A 13,986-nucleotide genomic window follows, 5' to 3' on the forward strand; every position below is an offset into this window, starting at 1 on the left:
AAATGCTTCCCTCCTCCGCACGGACCAAATAAATCACATTACTGCAAACACCAACAGCTCGAAGTAGCACAAAAGCATTTGTGCTACTTCAATCCCTCCACAAACATCAATTCAACTTTTCTGCGACGACAGACGAGTGTTATTTAATAAACAACATCTCCTGATAAGTCGGATACGGCCACAATTCGTCGGCAATTTCCCCTTCCAGCCCGTCGGCATACTGCCGAACCTCATCCATCAGTGGCCGGATAGTATTTGCGCAGAACTGCATGTGTTCTTCCACCGTTGCAAAATCATGTTTGGCAAGCGCGGCACTGAGTTTATCGGTGGTCATGGTCATAGAAGATAATAGCCCGGCAATTAAAACCAGGCGCTCATTTCCCAGTTCCACACCATTGCTTTTAAGCGAGCTTAAAGAGGAGGAAAGATCCGACAAGTATTTCACGGCAGCCGGATAAATACCGGTTTTTGCCATGCTGATTACTAATTTGGCTTCCACCTCAATGGCGAGCACATACTGCTCCGAGTAAATTTCAAATCGGCTGGCAAGTTCGACGGGCGACAATACCCCGAGTTTTTCAAACAAAGCTTGCACCTCCGGCTCCTTCAACACCGGCAACGCATCCGCGGCGGTTTTTAAATTGCGCAGGCCGCGTTCCTCAACCGCCATTTTGTGCCATTCCGCTGAATAACCGTTGCCGCCGAATACCACCGCACCGTGGGCGTCGATTAATTCCTTCAGCGTTTTCAGAATGGCCGCATCCAGATCAAGGCCCTTGGCCAACTGGCTTTCCAGGCTATCCGCAACCCAGTCTAGCGAATCCGCCAACATGGTGTTCATAGTGACTAGCGGGCCGGCGACCGATTGGCCAGAGCCTACGGCGCGGAATTCAAAGCGGTTGCCGGTAAAGGCAAACGGCGAGGTCCTATTTCTATCGCCAGCATCTTTATTGAACACCGGCAAGGTATTGATGCCCAAATCCATCACGCCGGCGTTTAAGGAACCAGTGATCTCGCCATTACTAATTTGTTCGAACACGTTATCCAGTTGCGTCCCCAAATACACCGACATAATCGCCGGAGGGGCTTCATTCGCTCCCAATCTGTGATCGTTACTGGCGGTAGCGATCGCCGCACGTAGCAACGGACCGTATTTATGCACGCCGCGAATCACGGCACCGCAAAACAGCAGGAACTGGGTATTTGAATGCGGCGTATGGCCTGGATCAAGCAAATTGCCTTGGGTGGCATTGCCGACAGACCAGTTCACATGTTTACCGGAGCCGTTAATGCCTTTAAAAGGCTTTTCGTGCAGCAGACAAACCAAACCATGTTTTTTGGCGGTGTTTCTCAACACGGTCATCAATAACTGTTGATGGTCGGTGGCAACGTTGGCTGATTCAAAAAACGGCGCGATCTCAAATTGTCCGGGAGCCACTTCGTTATGACGGGTCTTGGCCGGTATACCTAAACGATACAGCTGCTCTTCCACATCCTGCATGTAAACCTGGACACGTTCCGGTATCGCGCCGAAATAGTGATCGTCAAACTGCTGCCCTTTAGCCGCCGCGGCACCGAAAAGCGTACGCCCCGCCAGCAACAAATCAGGGCGATTGCTGACGAAATTGGCATCGACCAAAAAATATTCTTGCTCGGCTCCGCAACTGGAATTCACCGGGGCGATCTCGGTGTGACCGAGCAGCGATAACAAGCGCTGAGCCGCCTTATTCATTGCGGCATTCGCGCGCAATAAAGGCGTTTTCTTATCCAGCGCTTCGCCGGTCCAGGAAATAAACACGGTAGGAATGCACAGCGTTGCGCCGTTGTCCGTCGTCATAATATAGGCCGGGCTGGTCACATCCCAGGCGGTGTAGCCGCGGGCTTCGAAGGTGGAGCGAATGCCGCCATTCGGGAACGACGAGCCGTCCGGTTCACCTTGTACCAGCACTTTGCCGCTGAACTCGGAGATGACAGAGCCATCGCTTTGCACGGAAATAAAACCGTCGTGCTTTTCGGCGGTGGCATTTGTCAACGGATAAAAAACGTGGGCGTAATACAAAGCCCCTTTTGAGAGCGCCCAGTCTTTCATCGCCAACGCAACAACATCGGCGATAGAAACGTCCAACTCAGCGCTGGCTTCGATGGTTTTCTTTAAGGATTTAAAAACTTCTTTCGGTAAGCATTCCTTCATCTTACTCAGAGTAAAGACATCGCTAGCCCATAAACTGGCCAACGATGCCGGCATTTTAGCGGGCATCGGTTGGCGATTGGTGATGGTTTGAACAGCTTGCACGCGCGCGGTATTTCCAGTCATAGCTTAGCCTTGGTTTGAGGATGAATGTCATTCCATCATTCGTCAGCAATAATCAATCCAGTAAGCTTGATTAATCTCGACATTGGCTAAAATCCAGGGATTATGGGATGTAGCGGAAGTTTGCTAAACAGTCGGCACGGAACGAAGAAAAGGATCGTGGATTTTATTAGTGCACTACGATGAAAATGCGGCACAAATTTAGTGCGCGAAAGTTAATGTCTTGGAGAGGGCGGCGGCAGGCAAATATTCAAACTCCATTAGTCAACAAGCCCTACCCGCTAATCTCTTTGCCTCCCTCAGCAAGCGGTGTTATTATCCCCGCGCCGTATCGTCCGCACCGCCGCGTGCGATTCGCGTCAACGGGGACGCAAGATGGCTGGTTTTCAAGGTTATGCGTTCGTCCTCCGCTTTGTTAAAATCCGCCGAATTTTTGTCCTCGCGGCCGCCCGAGTTTACTAGGGCATTGCAACACATGCCGCTTGTTCCAATTCCGCAGAGTTTGACTACATGCCAACCCAACCGCTCGAAACCCTTTTCCGGCCAGAAGTACTTGCCATGTCGGCTTACCACGTGGCCGACGCCGCCAATTTGATTAAACTCGACGCCATGGAAAACCCCTATAACTGGCCGGAAGAGATTCAGCAAGACTGGCTGGAAAGTCTAAAAAGCTGCCCGATCAATCGCTACCCGGATCCGGAAGCAAAGGAATTGGCTGCCAGTTTGCGCCGCGCTAACGCTATTCCGGATACAGCGTCCTTATTGTTAGGCAACGGTTCCGACGAAATCATCCAAATTCTGATGATGGCCTTAACCTCCGGTTCCACTGTGCTGGCGCCAGAACCGGGGTTTGTGATGTATAAGCAAGTCGCACTGAGTTTGGGCTTAGCGTATCGAGGAGTCAGCCTGCTGGCCGACAATTTTGAATTGGATATGCCGGCGATGCGTCTGGCGATAGCGCAAACACAGCCGGCATTGATTTTCCTGGCCTATCCGAACAACCCAACCGGTAACTTGTTCGATGCCGAAGCCATCAAGGAAATACTCGCCATCGCACCGGGATTGGTAGTGGTCGACGAAGCCTATGCCCCATTCGCCGACGCCAGCTTTATCGAGCAACTGGAACATTATCCAAACCTGCTGGTAATGCGCACAGTGTCCAAGCTGGGCCTGGCTGGCTTACGCCTGGGTTTTTTGGCCGGCGCAGCGGCTGTGCTGGATCAGCTGCACAAAGTCCGCTTGCCCTACAATATCAATAGCCTGACCCAACTTACGGTCGGCTTTGCGCTGGATCACGGCGATTTTTTATGGCAACAAACCCGGACGCTAAGGGAAGAACGCGGCAAGGTACTACAAGCCTTACAGACGATGCCGGAGATTCTGGCCTATCCCAGCGCCGCCAACTTCATTTTATTCCGCACCTTGAATACACCGGCCAACGAGGTATTTGCCTCGCTAAAGTCGCAAGGGGTGTTGATCAAGAATTTATCGCCGCAAGCTGGCTTGCTGGTCAATTGTCTGCGCGTGACGATAGGCAAACCGGAAGAAAATCAAGCCTTTCTGAAAGCGCTGACACATGCATTAAAGTGCTAAACCGCAGTATCGGCAAATGCCTGCAAGCCTTGTGTTGCGCTGTCGCAAGAACAATTTCAATTATCAAGGACAGTAGGGTATATTTGCCTGAAATTATAATAATTGGTGTATCGCGAAATACATCACATCATCAGGAGTGTTACTTATGAACCACGAAGGCGTCGATCATTCCAAACGCCAGTTTCTGACCTCGGCACTGTCGGTGGTTGGTGCAGTGGGTGCGGGTTATTTAGCCGTGCCCTTTCTCTCCCAAATGCAGCCCAGCGCCAAAGCCATGGCAGCGGGCGCGCCCGTCGATGTCGATATCAGCAAGATGGAGCCCGGCCAGTTGATCAGGGTCGCTTGGCGCGGCAAACCTGTCTGGGTATTGAATCGAACGCCGGAAGTCTTATCGACGTTGGTTACGCTGGACAGCAAGCTGGCGGACCCGGTCTCCAACGAATCCCTGCAACCCGACAGCAGTAAAAATCCTTTGCGCTCGATCAAACCTGAGATTTTTGTCGCGGTCGGTTTGTGTACGCATTTGGGCTGCTCGCCCACGTTTCGCCCGGAAATTGCCCCTAACGATTTGGGCCCGGACTGGAAAGGCGGTTTCTTTTGCCCATGCCACGGCTCCTGGTTCGATCTGGCCGGTCGTGTGTATCGTGGCGTTCCCGCCCCCACCAATCTTGAAATTCCGCCTTACCGGTATGTAACAGACAATTTAATTGTCGTCGGTGAAGACAGCGAGGCAAACAAAGCATGAAGCAAAAAATGAATCAATGCAGCGACTGGCTGCTGGAGCGCTTTCCACTCTCCGATTTGTGGAATGAACACATGGCGCATTACTACGCGCCTAAAAACTTCAACATCTGGTACTTTTTCGGCTCATTAGCCTTATTCGTGCTGGTTAATCAGTTCATCACCGGCATTCTGCTGACCATGAACTACAAACCCGATGCCAAACTGGCTTTCGACTCGGTCGAATACATCATGCGCGACGTGAACTGGGGCTGGCTAGTGCGTTACATGCACTCCACCGGCGCCTCGGCTTTTTTCATCGTGGTATATCTGCACATGTTCCGCGGTTTGATGTACGGCTCCTTCAAGCAACCGCGCGAACTGATCTGGATCTTCGGCATGCTGATCTTCGTCTGCCTGATGGCGGAAGCCTTTATGGGTTATTTGCTGCCTTGGGGCCAAATGTCTTACTGGGGCGCGCAGGTGATCATCTCGCTGTTCAGCGCGATTCCCGTGGTCGGCGACGAATTATCCCTGTGGGTACGCGGCGACTACGTCGTCTCCGACGCCACACTGAACCGCTTCTTTGCGTTTCACGTTATTGCCGTGCCTTTGGTACTGTTGATTCTGGTATTCCTGCACATCGTCGCGTTGCACGAAGTCGGTTCCAACAACCCGGACGGCATCGAAATCAAGGAAAACCTGAATTGGAAAGGTCACCCGCTGGACGGCATCCCTTTCCATCCTTACTACACCGTTAAAGACATCGTCGGCGTTGGCGTATTCATGTTCTTCTTCGCTACGGTAATCTTTTACATGCCGGAATTGGGCGGCTATTTCCTGGAGCACGCCAATTTCATTCCGGCTGACCCCTTGAAAACCCCGGAACATATTGCCCCGGTCTGGTATTTCACCCCGTTCTACGCGATTTTGCGCGCGGTGCCGGATAAATTCGCCGGTGTCATCGCCATGGGCGGCGCAATTGTCGTGCTGTTTATGCTGCCTTGGCTGGACCGCAGCCCGGTGAAATCCATCCGCTATCGCGGCGGCATGTTTAAAAAAGCGCTGTTGCTGTTCGTAATCAGCTTCATTGGCTTGGGCTATCTGGGTACGCAACCCGCCACGCCGGGAGCAACCACCGTTGCCCGGATTTTAACCGCGGTTTACTTCGGCTTTTTCCTATTGATGCCGCTGTATACCCGTTGGGAAAAAACTAAACCCTTGCCTGATCGTTTGACGGATCAGCCCACGCTGGAAGACCGGATTCCCGGCTTGTTGGCCTTGGCTGATGAAGTCGTCGAAGTGCATCAAGTCCCCGATAACCTAGGCGGCACCATCGCCAAAAAAAGGCCGAACTGGTCCGGCATCGTAGCCGTGTTGTTTCGTTTCGCAAAAAACCTGAAAAAGAGCCTGGATTAAGCCATGAAAAAAATACTCTACACTCTTTTATTTTTGCTGCCTTTTAACGTACTGGCCAGTTCCGGCGTGAAACTGGATAGCGCTGACATCGACCTGACCGATACCATCTCCATGGAGCGTGGCGCTAAGTACTACGTTACCTACTGCCTGGGTTGCCACTCCGCCAAACATATACGCTATAAACGCATCGCACTGGATTTGAAACTGGACGAAGCCGAAATTTTGAAAAATGTGGCGCCGTTGGGCGCCGGCATTTACGATCAGATGCATTCGGCAATGAATGCGCACGACGCGGAAAAATGGTTTGGCACCACGCCACCCGATTTGTCGCTGATTGCCCGTTCGCGCGGCGCCGACTGGCTGTATAGCTACCTAAGAAGCTTCTACACCGACCCAAGCAAACCGCTGGGCGTGAACAATTCCGTATTTCCGGATGTGGGCATGCCGAATGTGTTCTGGCAACTGCAAGGTAGTCAGTCGGCAGTCGTGCAGAAAGTCGAAGGCCACGATGTCATCACCGATCTGAAACTGGACCAACCGGGCCAAATGTCACCGAAAGAGTTCGACAAAATGGTCAACGACCTGGTCAACTTTCTGGTCTACGTCGGCGAACCGGTGCAACTGGAAAGACAGCAAATGGGTAAATACGTGTTGTTTTTTATCCTGATGTTTATCGCACTTGCCTATCTGTTGAAAAAAGAGTACTGGAAAGACGTGCACTAAGCTTGACTAAAACTAGTAAAGCAAAACCGGTATCGCCAGGAGCGATACCGGTTTTTTTTATGTCTGAAGTTATTTGAATCTACCCTCTTTTAAAGCAAGCTCCGAAACAGCCGCTTTTAACCCGATCCTAATCAAAGCTTAAGTAGATTTTAAGTGACTCTATATAGAATTTTCCGCACGTGAATAACTGTGGAGTAATTATGAACGACTCGAATACTGCGATGGATCAAGACTTCAATGCCAGGGGATTCGGCGGCAGTACTTATGTCGCGCTGGATGGCATTCTGAGGTTTTGCATAACGGCCCCTCTACTTGAATTGCCGATAGATTTTAAGGAATGGTACAAACCGCAACGCAGCAACACCCCCAACCTTATTAAAGCTGGTTCTTTTCAAAATGCCCGACCGCAAACTGATTGATCATGCCCTGGCTGATAAAAGCTCCCAACGAAAGCAAACTGAAAGCAAATATTTAAAGCGGGTAACCATTATTATCCGCATGACACTTTCGGTAGTGTTGGCGATAAAAATTGTACAACCGCCGGGAACTTTTAAACACCTTACCTAACATAAGAGCAACTCAAACACCCCGGCGAAATCCAGGCGCAGTCTTTTGATTTTCCTCGGCTCCCGCCAGCGGAGAAATCAATAGATAGGGCTTTCAGGGGCGACAATAAATTTTATTTCGCTTTTTAAATAAGCTTCTTTTTGGAGAAAACATGAAAAAAACATATTTATCAACGATGCTGATACTTTTCGCATTAACCACTGGGTGCGCATCCATGAGCGGCTGGCGTCCGATAGTCGATCCTCGTTTGGACGAACATCCGGATACCACTCAGCGCGATATGGTGGAGTGTAAGGCACTGGCCGAGCAAGCATCGGACATCACCAAGGAAATCGGCATGGGTGCGGGCGTTGGCGCTGTAACCGGTGCCGCCGGCGGTGCCGCTGTTGGCGCGATAGCCGGCAGCGCTGCAACAGGTGCTGCGGGCGGCGCTATTTTGGCGATTCCTGCCGGATTGTGGGAAGGCTATCAAGCCAACGAGGACTTTAAACGCGCTTTCAAAACATGCATGCGTCAGCGCGGCCACACGCTGGTCAACTAAAGCGCCCCTTTAAAACGCCGCCATTTTTGGCTTATCGGCTTTTCCCGAAATAATCGAAACTTCCAAGGCGCGTGCGATCAGCACTGATCCACGCGCCCAATGCCTACGAAACGCCAGACAGCAAATCCCCCGCGCTTTCCGCCTTTAAGCGGCCGTCAAGACTGCGTATCTGAAACAACAGCGCCAGCGCCGCGAGCATCAATTACAACGTAAATTTCCCACAATTTTAGCCGCTACAATTTTCACCAAACACCAAAAAAACATTTGTTCTTAATTTGTTTTCATTGTATTATTTTTAAAAACAAACACAGAACAAACATGACGCTTACCCGTAAACAACAAGAAATTTTCGACTTCCTGCTGCAGAATCAGGATCATTTCAGCCATCCGCCGACGCTGGAAGAATTATGCGCCGCAATGGGATTGAAATCGCGCGGTTCATTGCACAGCCAGATCAAGGCTCTGATCGAAGCCAATTTGATCGAAGCGCCGGAACGCAAGCAGCGCGGTATTCGTCTGACCGAACATGCTAAATCTCTAATCAACAAAGCCCAGGTATCCAGCGTGTTGCCTTTTGTCGGTTACATTGCGGCAGGCCGCCCGATCGAAGCGATCGAAAATATTTCCTATATGACAGTGCCTGAAGAATTGAAAACCGACAACCCCTGTTATGTGTTGAAGGTAAAAGGCGAATCCATGCAGGAGGAAGGCATTTTCGACGGCGACTGGGTGATCATAGAACAACGTAGTCATGCCCGTAACGGTGAAATCGTCGTCGCCTTGGTCGATAAAGCCGAAGCCACATTAAAATTTATTGAGCAGTACCCACACGAAACCTTACTGATTCCCGCCAATTCCTCGATGCAGGCCATGCGTTACCGGCCCGAACAAGTGGAAATTCAAGGCGTATTAGTCGGGCAAATGCGTAGCTATACCAACCACCATTAGGAGGAGATTATGCTTCATCAATCCGTTCATATGCGCGATCAAAAAGCCAACCAAACAGCCATGCTGAGCAGAGCGGACCGACAAGCCGCCATCAACATGATCGAGGAAATTACGCTGGTCGTGGTGTTGTGGGGAGTGTTTTTATTGGCTACCGGCTGATGCTAGCATCGGACATTGTTTGTGCATGCACGACCGGCACATAACTCGATGTATAAATTGAGTTTTTATGTGCCGGCCAGCCATGCGGAACAGGTAAAGCAAGCCTTGTTTGAGCAAGGCGCGGGACGGTTCGGCCATTACGACAATTGCGCCTGGCAAGTGCTGGGAGAAGGGCAATTCCGCCCACTCGCCGGTAGCGAGCCTTATCTGGGTACTATTGGCGACACGCAGCAAGTCGCGGAATACAAGATAGAAATGATCTGCGCGGATGATTTAATTAAACCCGTGGTGCAAACTCTATTGGCCTGCCATCCTTACCAGCAGCCTGCTTACGAGGTCTATAAAATACTCACCGCTGCCGAGTTACCCTAAAACCGGTTAGTGTCCCTCATCGCCTTCGCCTTCTTTCTTGCTGATTTCTTCCAAGGCAAGACTACCGGTAAGCGAACTGGACTGTTTGGTTGCCGATCCCAAACCTTCACTTAAATTGATTTTCAATTTAAGATTGTTCGGCGAATCGGAATTGCGCAAAGCCTCGTCCAAGGAAATGACGCCGCCTTTGTATAGCCTTAACAAATGGCTGTCGAAAGTCTGCATGCCGATATTCTCGGATTTTTCCATCGCTTCCTTAATCGCGTGAATATCGCCTTTATGGATCAAATCACTCACCAATTTTGTGCCAAGCAAAATTTCGATTGCTGCGACCCGCTTGCCTTCGACGGTCGGCACCAGGCGCTGCGATATGAACGCTTGCAGGTTTAACGACAAATCCATCAATAGTTGCGGCCGGCGCTCTTCCGGGAAGAAATTGATAATGCGATCCAAAGCCTGATTGGCGTTATTCGCATGCAGCGTTGACAGGCACAAGTGTCCGGTTTCGGCGAAAGCCAAGGCATGCTCCATCGTCTCCTGACTGCGGATTTCACCGATCAAAATCACATCCGGCGCCTGACGTAGCGTGTTCTTCAACGCATCTTCATAGCTGAGGGTATCTACTCCGACTTCGCGTTGATTGACCAGTGATTTTTTATGCGGATGCACGAATTCTATCGGGTCCTCAATGGTGATGATATGACCGGACGAGTTACTGTTACGGTAGTCTATCAAGGCCGCCAGAGAAGTCGATTTTCCGGAACCGGTGCCGCCGACAAATAAAATCAGCCCCCGCTTTTCCATGATTTTATCTTTCAGGATCTGCGGCAGGCCCAATGCGTCGGCACTGGGAATATCCACCTTGATATTGCGTATCACCAGCGCGTAACAATTGCGCTGTTTAAAAATGTTTACCCGAAATCTCCCTATCCCTTCTTCGGTGATCGCCAGGTTCATTTCCGGAATATGTTCAAACGCGGCACGTTGTTCGGCATCCATGATGCCGTCGGCGATGTCCTTGATACGTTCGCGGCTGAGCTTAACGTTTTCCAGCGGTTTTAATGTGCCTTGAAACTTGGCGGCAGGCGGCGCACCTACCGTCAGATAGAGGTCCGAACCATCGTGTTGAACCAGGATTTTCAAATAATCTTTAAATTCCATACCGGTAAATCTCGAATTGATAGATGCCAAAAGTGTAGGTCAATCCGCCGACAAGTGAAGACAAAACACAATTCGCGAGATCGGCATCCAATTTCAGCAACTTTCTTTACCCGGAAAAGCCGGCGCTCGTTTATCCTTGCCCGCTTCGACCGAGCTTCCAAAGCTGCTAGATGACCAACAACCGACTCAATTTAACCAATCTTGAACATGAAGCAGCCCTGCTGTATGAGATTCTCGACAGCATCGACGATGCTGTCGTGGCTTTCGACGCAGAATGCACTGTGCTTTACGCCAATCCAGCCGTGCTATCGATGTATGGCGTCGAACGACCGGCGACCATTTTATCGGATGAATCATGCAGCCTGTTTTTCGCTGATCGGATAAGTGCTTGTTCGCTCAGCGAATTGCCGTTTTTTAAATCGACATTACCTGAACCTCGCCCTGCAATCGAATTGTATGTCAAACGTCCCGACGGCACAGGCATTCCGGTAAAGGTGTCTGGCCGCCCCTTATCTAACCGGCACGACAAAATTCCGGCATGGCTTGCCGTATTTTCCGATATTTCCGGGCAAAAAAATCTGGAGAACGAACTGCAGTGCCGTAGTGAGCAAATTTCGGAAAATCTGCTACAGGAAAAAGAAGCGGCAATTATCGAAAGTCAACAGAATCTGCGTTCGGTAATTAACCATATGCCTGCGATGATTGGCTATTGGGACAAAAATCTTATCAATAAATTTGGCAACCGAGCCTACGAAGAATGGTTCGGGTTTACTTCGGAGCAACTGTTCGGCAAACATATTCGGGAAGTCATTGGCGAAGATCTCTATGCGCTTAACTTGCCCTATATACAGGCAGTACTGAAAGGGCAGCCTCAATATTTCGAGCGCACCATCATCGATTTTTCAGGTAAAGAACGCTATACACAGGCCTGTTATTTACCTGATACCGCCGAAGGGCAAGTAAAAGGTTTCTTTGTGTTGGTTACCGATATCAGCGAATTGAAATGCGCACAAAAACGCATCAGCGAATCGGAAGCAAGCCTGCGAGCCATATACAATAACCTACCCTTCCTGGCCTGGATGAAAGACCGGGACGGCCGCTATTTGCAAGCTAACAAACATTGGTTGCAAGCCGTCGGCATTGCCGATCTGTACGATTTAAGCGGCATCACCGATTTCGAAATCTGGCCCAAAGAATTGGCGGCACACTACCGGGCCGTCGACCAAGAGGTGATGCAGAGCCGAAAACAACTCTCTCTGACCGAGCGCGCATTTGATGGCGGGCGGGAAATCTGGACCGAAACCATAAAGTCACCGGTAATCGGTGATAACGGCGAAGTACTGGGCACCACCGGCTTGGCTAGAGATATAACCGAACAGCGTGCAGCTGAAGAACAATTGCGTAACTACAGCGAACGCTTGCGTCTTGCCACCAAAGCCTCGGCAATAGGCGTGGGTGAATGGGACGTTGATACCGATCAAGTCGATTGGGACGAGCGGATGTACCAGATTTTCGGCATACCGCCCGGGACGCCTATCAGTTACCGCATCTGGGCGGAATTGGTCCTTCCCGAAGACTTGCCCCGCGCCGAAGCCACACTCCGCAAATTGCTTCGAGACCAGCAGGAAGAGCACTGGGAATTTAGAATCCGCCGCCAAAACGACGGCGCCTTGCGCTTCATTCAGGCATCGGCGATTATTGCCGGCACCTCTCTCGGCGGCCCCAAAAAAATCGTCGGCGTCAATATCGACGTCACTAATTTCAAGTTGATCGAAAACGCGCTGCGCGAAAGTGAAGCCCATCTAGCTCACGCCCAAGCGCAAGCACATTTAGGCAGTTGGTCGTTGAACATTGAAGAGAATATTCTGAAATGGTCGGATGAGAATTATCGGATTTTCGGCATACCCTTAGGTACGGCAATAAGTTACGAACATTTTATGAACTGCGTTCATCCAGCCGACCGAATATTCGTCGAAAATGCTTGGCAAGCGGCCATGCATGGCAAACCCTACGACATTCAACATCGGATTATCGCAAACGGCAAAGTGAAATGGTTACGGGAGCGGGCCGAACTGGAATTTGCCGCAGACGGCAGCTGTGTGCGCGGCATAGGTACTTCTCAAGACATTACCGAACTTAAGGAGATTGAAAAAGATCTAGAATCCTCCCGCCTACAGTTGCGGCAATTGGCGGCCCGCCGAGAACAAGCCCGGGAAGAAGAACGTAAACGCATGGCCCGCGAAGTGCATGACGAACTCGGACAGATGCTGACCGCGCTACGCATGGAGATTTCGCTATTGCGCATTAAATTCGCGGTCAATAACCAAGAGTTGTCGGAAACAATACGCGACATCATGGAGTTACTCGATCAAACTATTCAGGTTACTCGCGATGTCGCGACCTCATTGCGCCCTTCGGCAATAGAAATGGGCGTGGTACCAGCCTTAGAATGGTTAGTAAGAAAATTTTCGGAACAATCCGGTATTGAATGCAATCTTCACTACCCCGAGGAAGATTTCAATATGGACGAAGAATCTGCGATCGTTATATTTCGTATAGCCCAAGAATCGCTGACCAACGTGCTTCGGCATGCCGACGCCAGTAAGGTAAGAATTTCGATAACCTTGGATAAAGATCAATATTGCTTGGAAATTTACGATAATGGCCGAGGCTTTGACACTTCGGCGGCAAAAAAGACTAAATCATTTGGCCTAATAGGCATAAGAGAACGTTCCCTGATGTTGGGCGGAGAGACAAATATTTCCAGCGCACCGGGCAACGGTACTTCAATTCAGGTGCGAATCCCCGTTAACCCCACAAGACAAGTACTATGATCCGACTACTCATAGCCGACGACCACGCCATTGTACGTGGCGGGCTCAAACAGCTATTCACTCTCTCGCAAGACATCGCGGTGGCGGGCGAAGCCGATAGCAGCCAGCAATTAATCGATTTTCTGCGTGAAAATAGCGCGGATTTGGTATTGCTGGATTTGACGATGCCCGATCTCGGCGGAGTGGAGATGATTACGTATATCCGGGCGCAATACCCGGAATTACCCATTCTGGTTTTGAGTATGCATAACGAGCTACAAATAGTTTCGCGCGCGCTGAAAGCCGGTGCAAACGGCTATCTTACAAAGGACAACGATCCCGAAACCTTACTGGTGGCCATTCGCAAAGTTGCCGACGGCGGACGCTTCATAGACCCCAGACTTGCCGAAAAAATAGTGTTCGAATTTGAGGGCTCGGTGCAAATCAAGCCGCACGAAAAACTTTCCGAGCGAGAATTTCAAATATTACAACTGCTTGCCAAAGGCAAGAGCCTTAACGACATCGGCCGCGAACTATCGATTAGTAACAAGACCGTCAGCACTTACAAATCCCGGCTATTCGAAAAATTGCAAATTAGCAATAACGCCGAATTGATACGTTACTATGACGCGCACAACTTGAATATGTAGATGCCGGCT

General features: G+C 50.4%; 13 protein-coding genes. 11 read left to right on the top strand and 2 right to left on the bottom strand.

The window, feature by feature from the left end; genetic code table 11:
• Positions 1–139 precede the first annotated feature (139 nt).
• Positions 140–2,314, bottom strand: a complete 2,175-nt coding sequence (locus ACH50O_RS14225; protein ID WP_446808442.1) for a glutamine synthetase III family protein — start codon at positions 2,312–2,314, stop codon at positions 140–142.
• A gap of 555 nt (positions 2,315–2,869) precedes the next feature.
• On the opposite strand from ACH50O_RS14225, the gene hisC reads away from it, so the two are divergent.
• The 9 genes from hisC to ACH50O_RS14270 all read left to right on the top strand — a co-directional run bounded on the left by hisC (position 2,870) and on the right by ACH50O_RS14270 (position 9,353).
• Positions 2,870–3,904: a histidinol-phosphate transaminase gene (gene hisC / locus ACH50O_RS14230; protein ID WP_446808443.1), complete on the top strand. Its 1,035-nt coding sequence runs from the start codon at positions 2,870–2,872 to the stop codon at positions 3,902–3,904.
• Positions 3,905–4,049: 145 nt separating this feature from the next.
• Positions 4,050–4,649, top strand: coding sequence for a ubiquinol-cytochrome c reductase iron-sulfur subunit (gene petA, locus ACH50O_RS14235; protein ID WP_446808444.1), 600 nt, complete (start codon positions 4,050–4,052; stop codon positions 4,647–4,649).
• The gene (locus tag ACH50O_RS14240) at positions 4,646–6,043 is read left to right on the top strand and encodes a cytochrome b (RefSeq protein WP_446808445.1); all 1,398 of its coding nucleotides are present in this window, start codon (positions 4,646–4,648) and stop codon (positions 6,041–6,043) included. Before petA ends, ACH50O_RS14240 begins: the two co-directional genes overlap by 4 nt.
• Positions 6,044–6,046: 3 nt before the next feature.
• On the top strand, positions 6,047–6,766 hold the full coding sequence (locus ACH50O_RS14245) for a cytochrome c1 (RefSeq protein WP_446808446.1): 720 nt from the start codon (positions 6,047–6,049) through the stop codon (positions 6,764–6,766).
• A gap of 200 nt (positions 6,767–6,966) precedes the next feature.
• Positions 6,967–7,185, top strand: coding sequence for a hypothetical protein (locus tag ACH50O_RS14250; protein ID WP_446808447.1), 219 nt, complete (start codon positions 6,967–6,969; stop codon positions 7,183–7,185).
• 299 nt (positions 7,186–7,484) lie between these two features.
• Complete coding sequence (locus tag ACH50O_RS14255; RefSeq protein ID WP_446808448.1) at positions 7,485–7,874, top strand: glycine zipper family protein; 390 nt, start codon at positions 7,485–7,487, stop codon at positions 7,872–7,874.
• 318 nt (positions 7,875–8,192) lie between these two features.
• Positions 8,193–8,822: a transcriptional repressor LexA gene (gene lexA, locus ACH50O_RS14260; RefSeq protein ID WP_446808449.1), complete on the top strand. Its 630-nt coding sequence runs from the start codon at positions 8,193–8,195 to the stop codon at positions 8,820–8,822.
• Positions 8,823–8,831: 9 nt separating this feature from the next.
• A complete protein-coding gene (locus ACH50O_RS14265) occupies positions 8,832–8,981 on the top strand; it encodes a hypothetical protein (protein ID WP_157200643.1) in 150 nt (49 codons plus the stop codon).
• Between the two features lie 48 nt (positions 8,982–9,029).
• Entirely contained in the window at positions 9,030–9,353 is a 324-nt protein-coding gene (locus ACH50O_RS14270; RefSeq protein ID WP_446808450.1) for an NGG1p interacting factor NIF3, read from the top strand.
• 6 nt (positions 9,354–9,359) lie between these two features.
• Here the strand turns inward: ACH50O_RS14270 and ACH50O_RS14275 are convergent, their stop codons facing one another.
• Positions 9,360–10,514 carry a PilT/PilU family type 4a pilus ATPase gene (locus ACH50O_RS14275; RefSeq protein ID WP_446808451.1) on the bottom strand — a complete coding sequence of 385 codons (1,155 nt, stop codon included), beginning with the start codon at positions 10,512–10,514 and terminating at the stop codon, positions 9,360–9,362.
• Positions 10,515–10,684: 170 nt separating this feature from the next.
• On the opposite strand from ACH50O_RS14275, the gene ACH50O_RS14280 reads away from it, so the two are divergent.
• Positions 10,685–13,348, top strand: a complete 2,664-nt coding sequence (locus ACH50O_RS14280; protein WP_446808452.1) for a PAS domain S-box protein — start codon at positions 10,685–10,687, stop codon at positions 13,346–13,348.
• Positions 13,345–13,977 carry a response regulator gene (locus ACH50O_RS14285; RefSeq protein WP_446808453.1) on the top strand — a complete coding sequence of 211 codons (633 nt, stop codon included), beginning with the start codon at positions 13,345–13,347 and terminating at the stop codon, positions 13,975–13,977. Before ACH50O_RS14280 ends, ACH50O_RS14285 begins: the two co-directional genes overlap by 4 nt.
• Positions 13,978–13,986: the final 9 nt, after the last annotated feature.

Source organism: Methylomonas sp. 2BW1-5-20, assembly GCF_052474515.1.

Bases quoted from the DNA above. Each gene is read 5' to 3' on its own strand.
- hisC (WP_446808443.1), top strand. From the start codon at position 2,870: ATGTCGGCTTACCACGTGGCCGACGCCGCCAATTTGATTAAACTCGAC.
- ACH50O_RS14250 (WP_446808447.1), top strand. From the start codon at position 6,967: ATGAACGACTCGAATACTGCGATGGATCAAGACTTCAATGCCAGGGGA.
- ACH50O_RS14285 (WP_446808453.1), top strand. From the start codon at position 13,345: ATGATCCGACTACTCATAGCCGACGACCACGCCATTGTACGTGGCGGG.
- lexA (WP_446808449.1), top strand. From the start codon at position 8,193: ATGACGCTTACCCGTAAACAACAAGAAATTTTCGACTTCCTGCTGCAG.
- ACH50O_RS14245 (WP_446808446.1), top strand. From the start codon at position 6,047: ATGAAAAAAATACTCTACACTCTTTTATTTTTGCTGCCTTTTAACGTA.
- petA (WP_446808444.1), top strand. From the start codon at position 4,050: ATGAACCACGAAGGCGTCGATCATTCCAAACGCCAGTTTCTGACCTCG.
- ACH50O_RS14280 (WP_446808452.1), top strand. From the start codon at position 10,685: ATGACCAACAACCGACTCAATTTAACCAATCTTGAACATGAAGCAGCC.
- ACH50O_RS14240 (WP_446808445.1), top strand. From the start codon at position 4,646: ATGAAGCAAAAAATGAATCAATGCAGCGACTGGCTGCTGGAGCGCTTT.
- ACH50O_RS14270 (WP_446808450.1), top strand. From the start codon at position 9,030: ATGTATAAATTGAGTTTTTATGTGCCGGCCAGCCATGCGGAACAGGTA.
- ACH50O_RS14275 (WP_446808451.1), bottom strand. From the start codon at position 10,514: ATGGAATTTAAAGATTATTTGAAAATCCTGGTTCAACACGATGGTTCG.
- ACH50O_RS14265 (WP_157200643.1), top strand. From the start codon at position 8,832: ATGCTTCATCAATCCGTTCATATGCGCGATCAAAAAGCCAACCAAACA.
- ACH50O_RS14255 (WP_446808448.1), top strand. From the start codon at position 7,485: ATGAAAAAAACATATTTATCAACGATGCTGATACTTTTCGCATTAACC.
- ACH50O_RS14225 (WP_446808442.1), bottom strand. From the start codon at position 2,314: ATGACTGGAAATACCGCGCGCGTGCAAGCTGTTCAAACCATCACCAAT.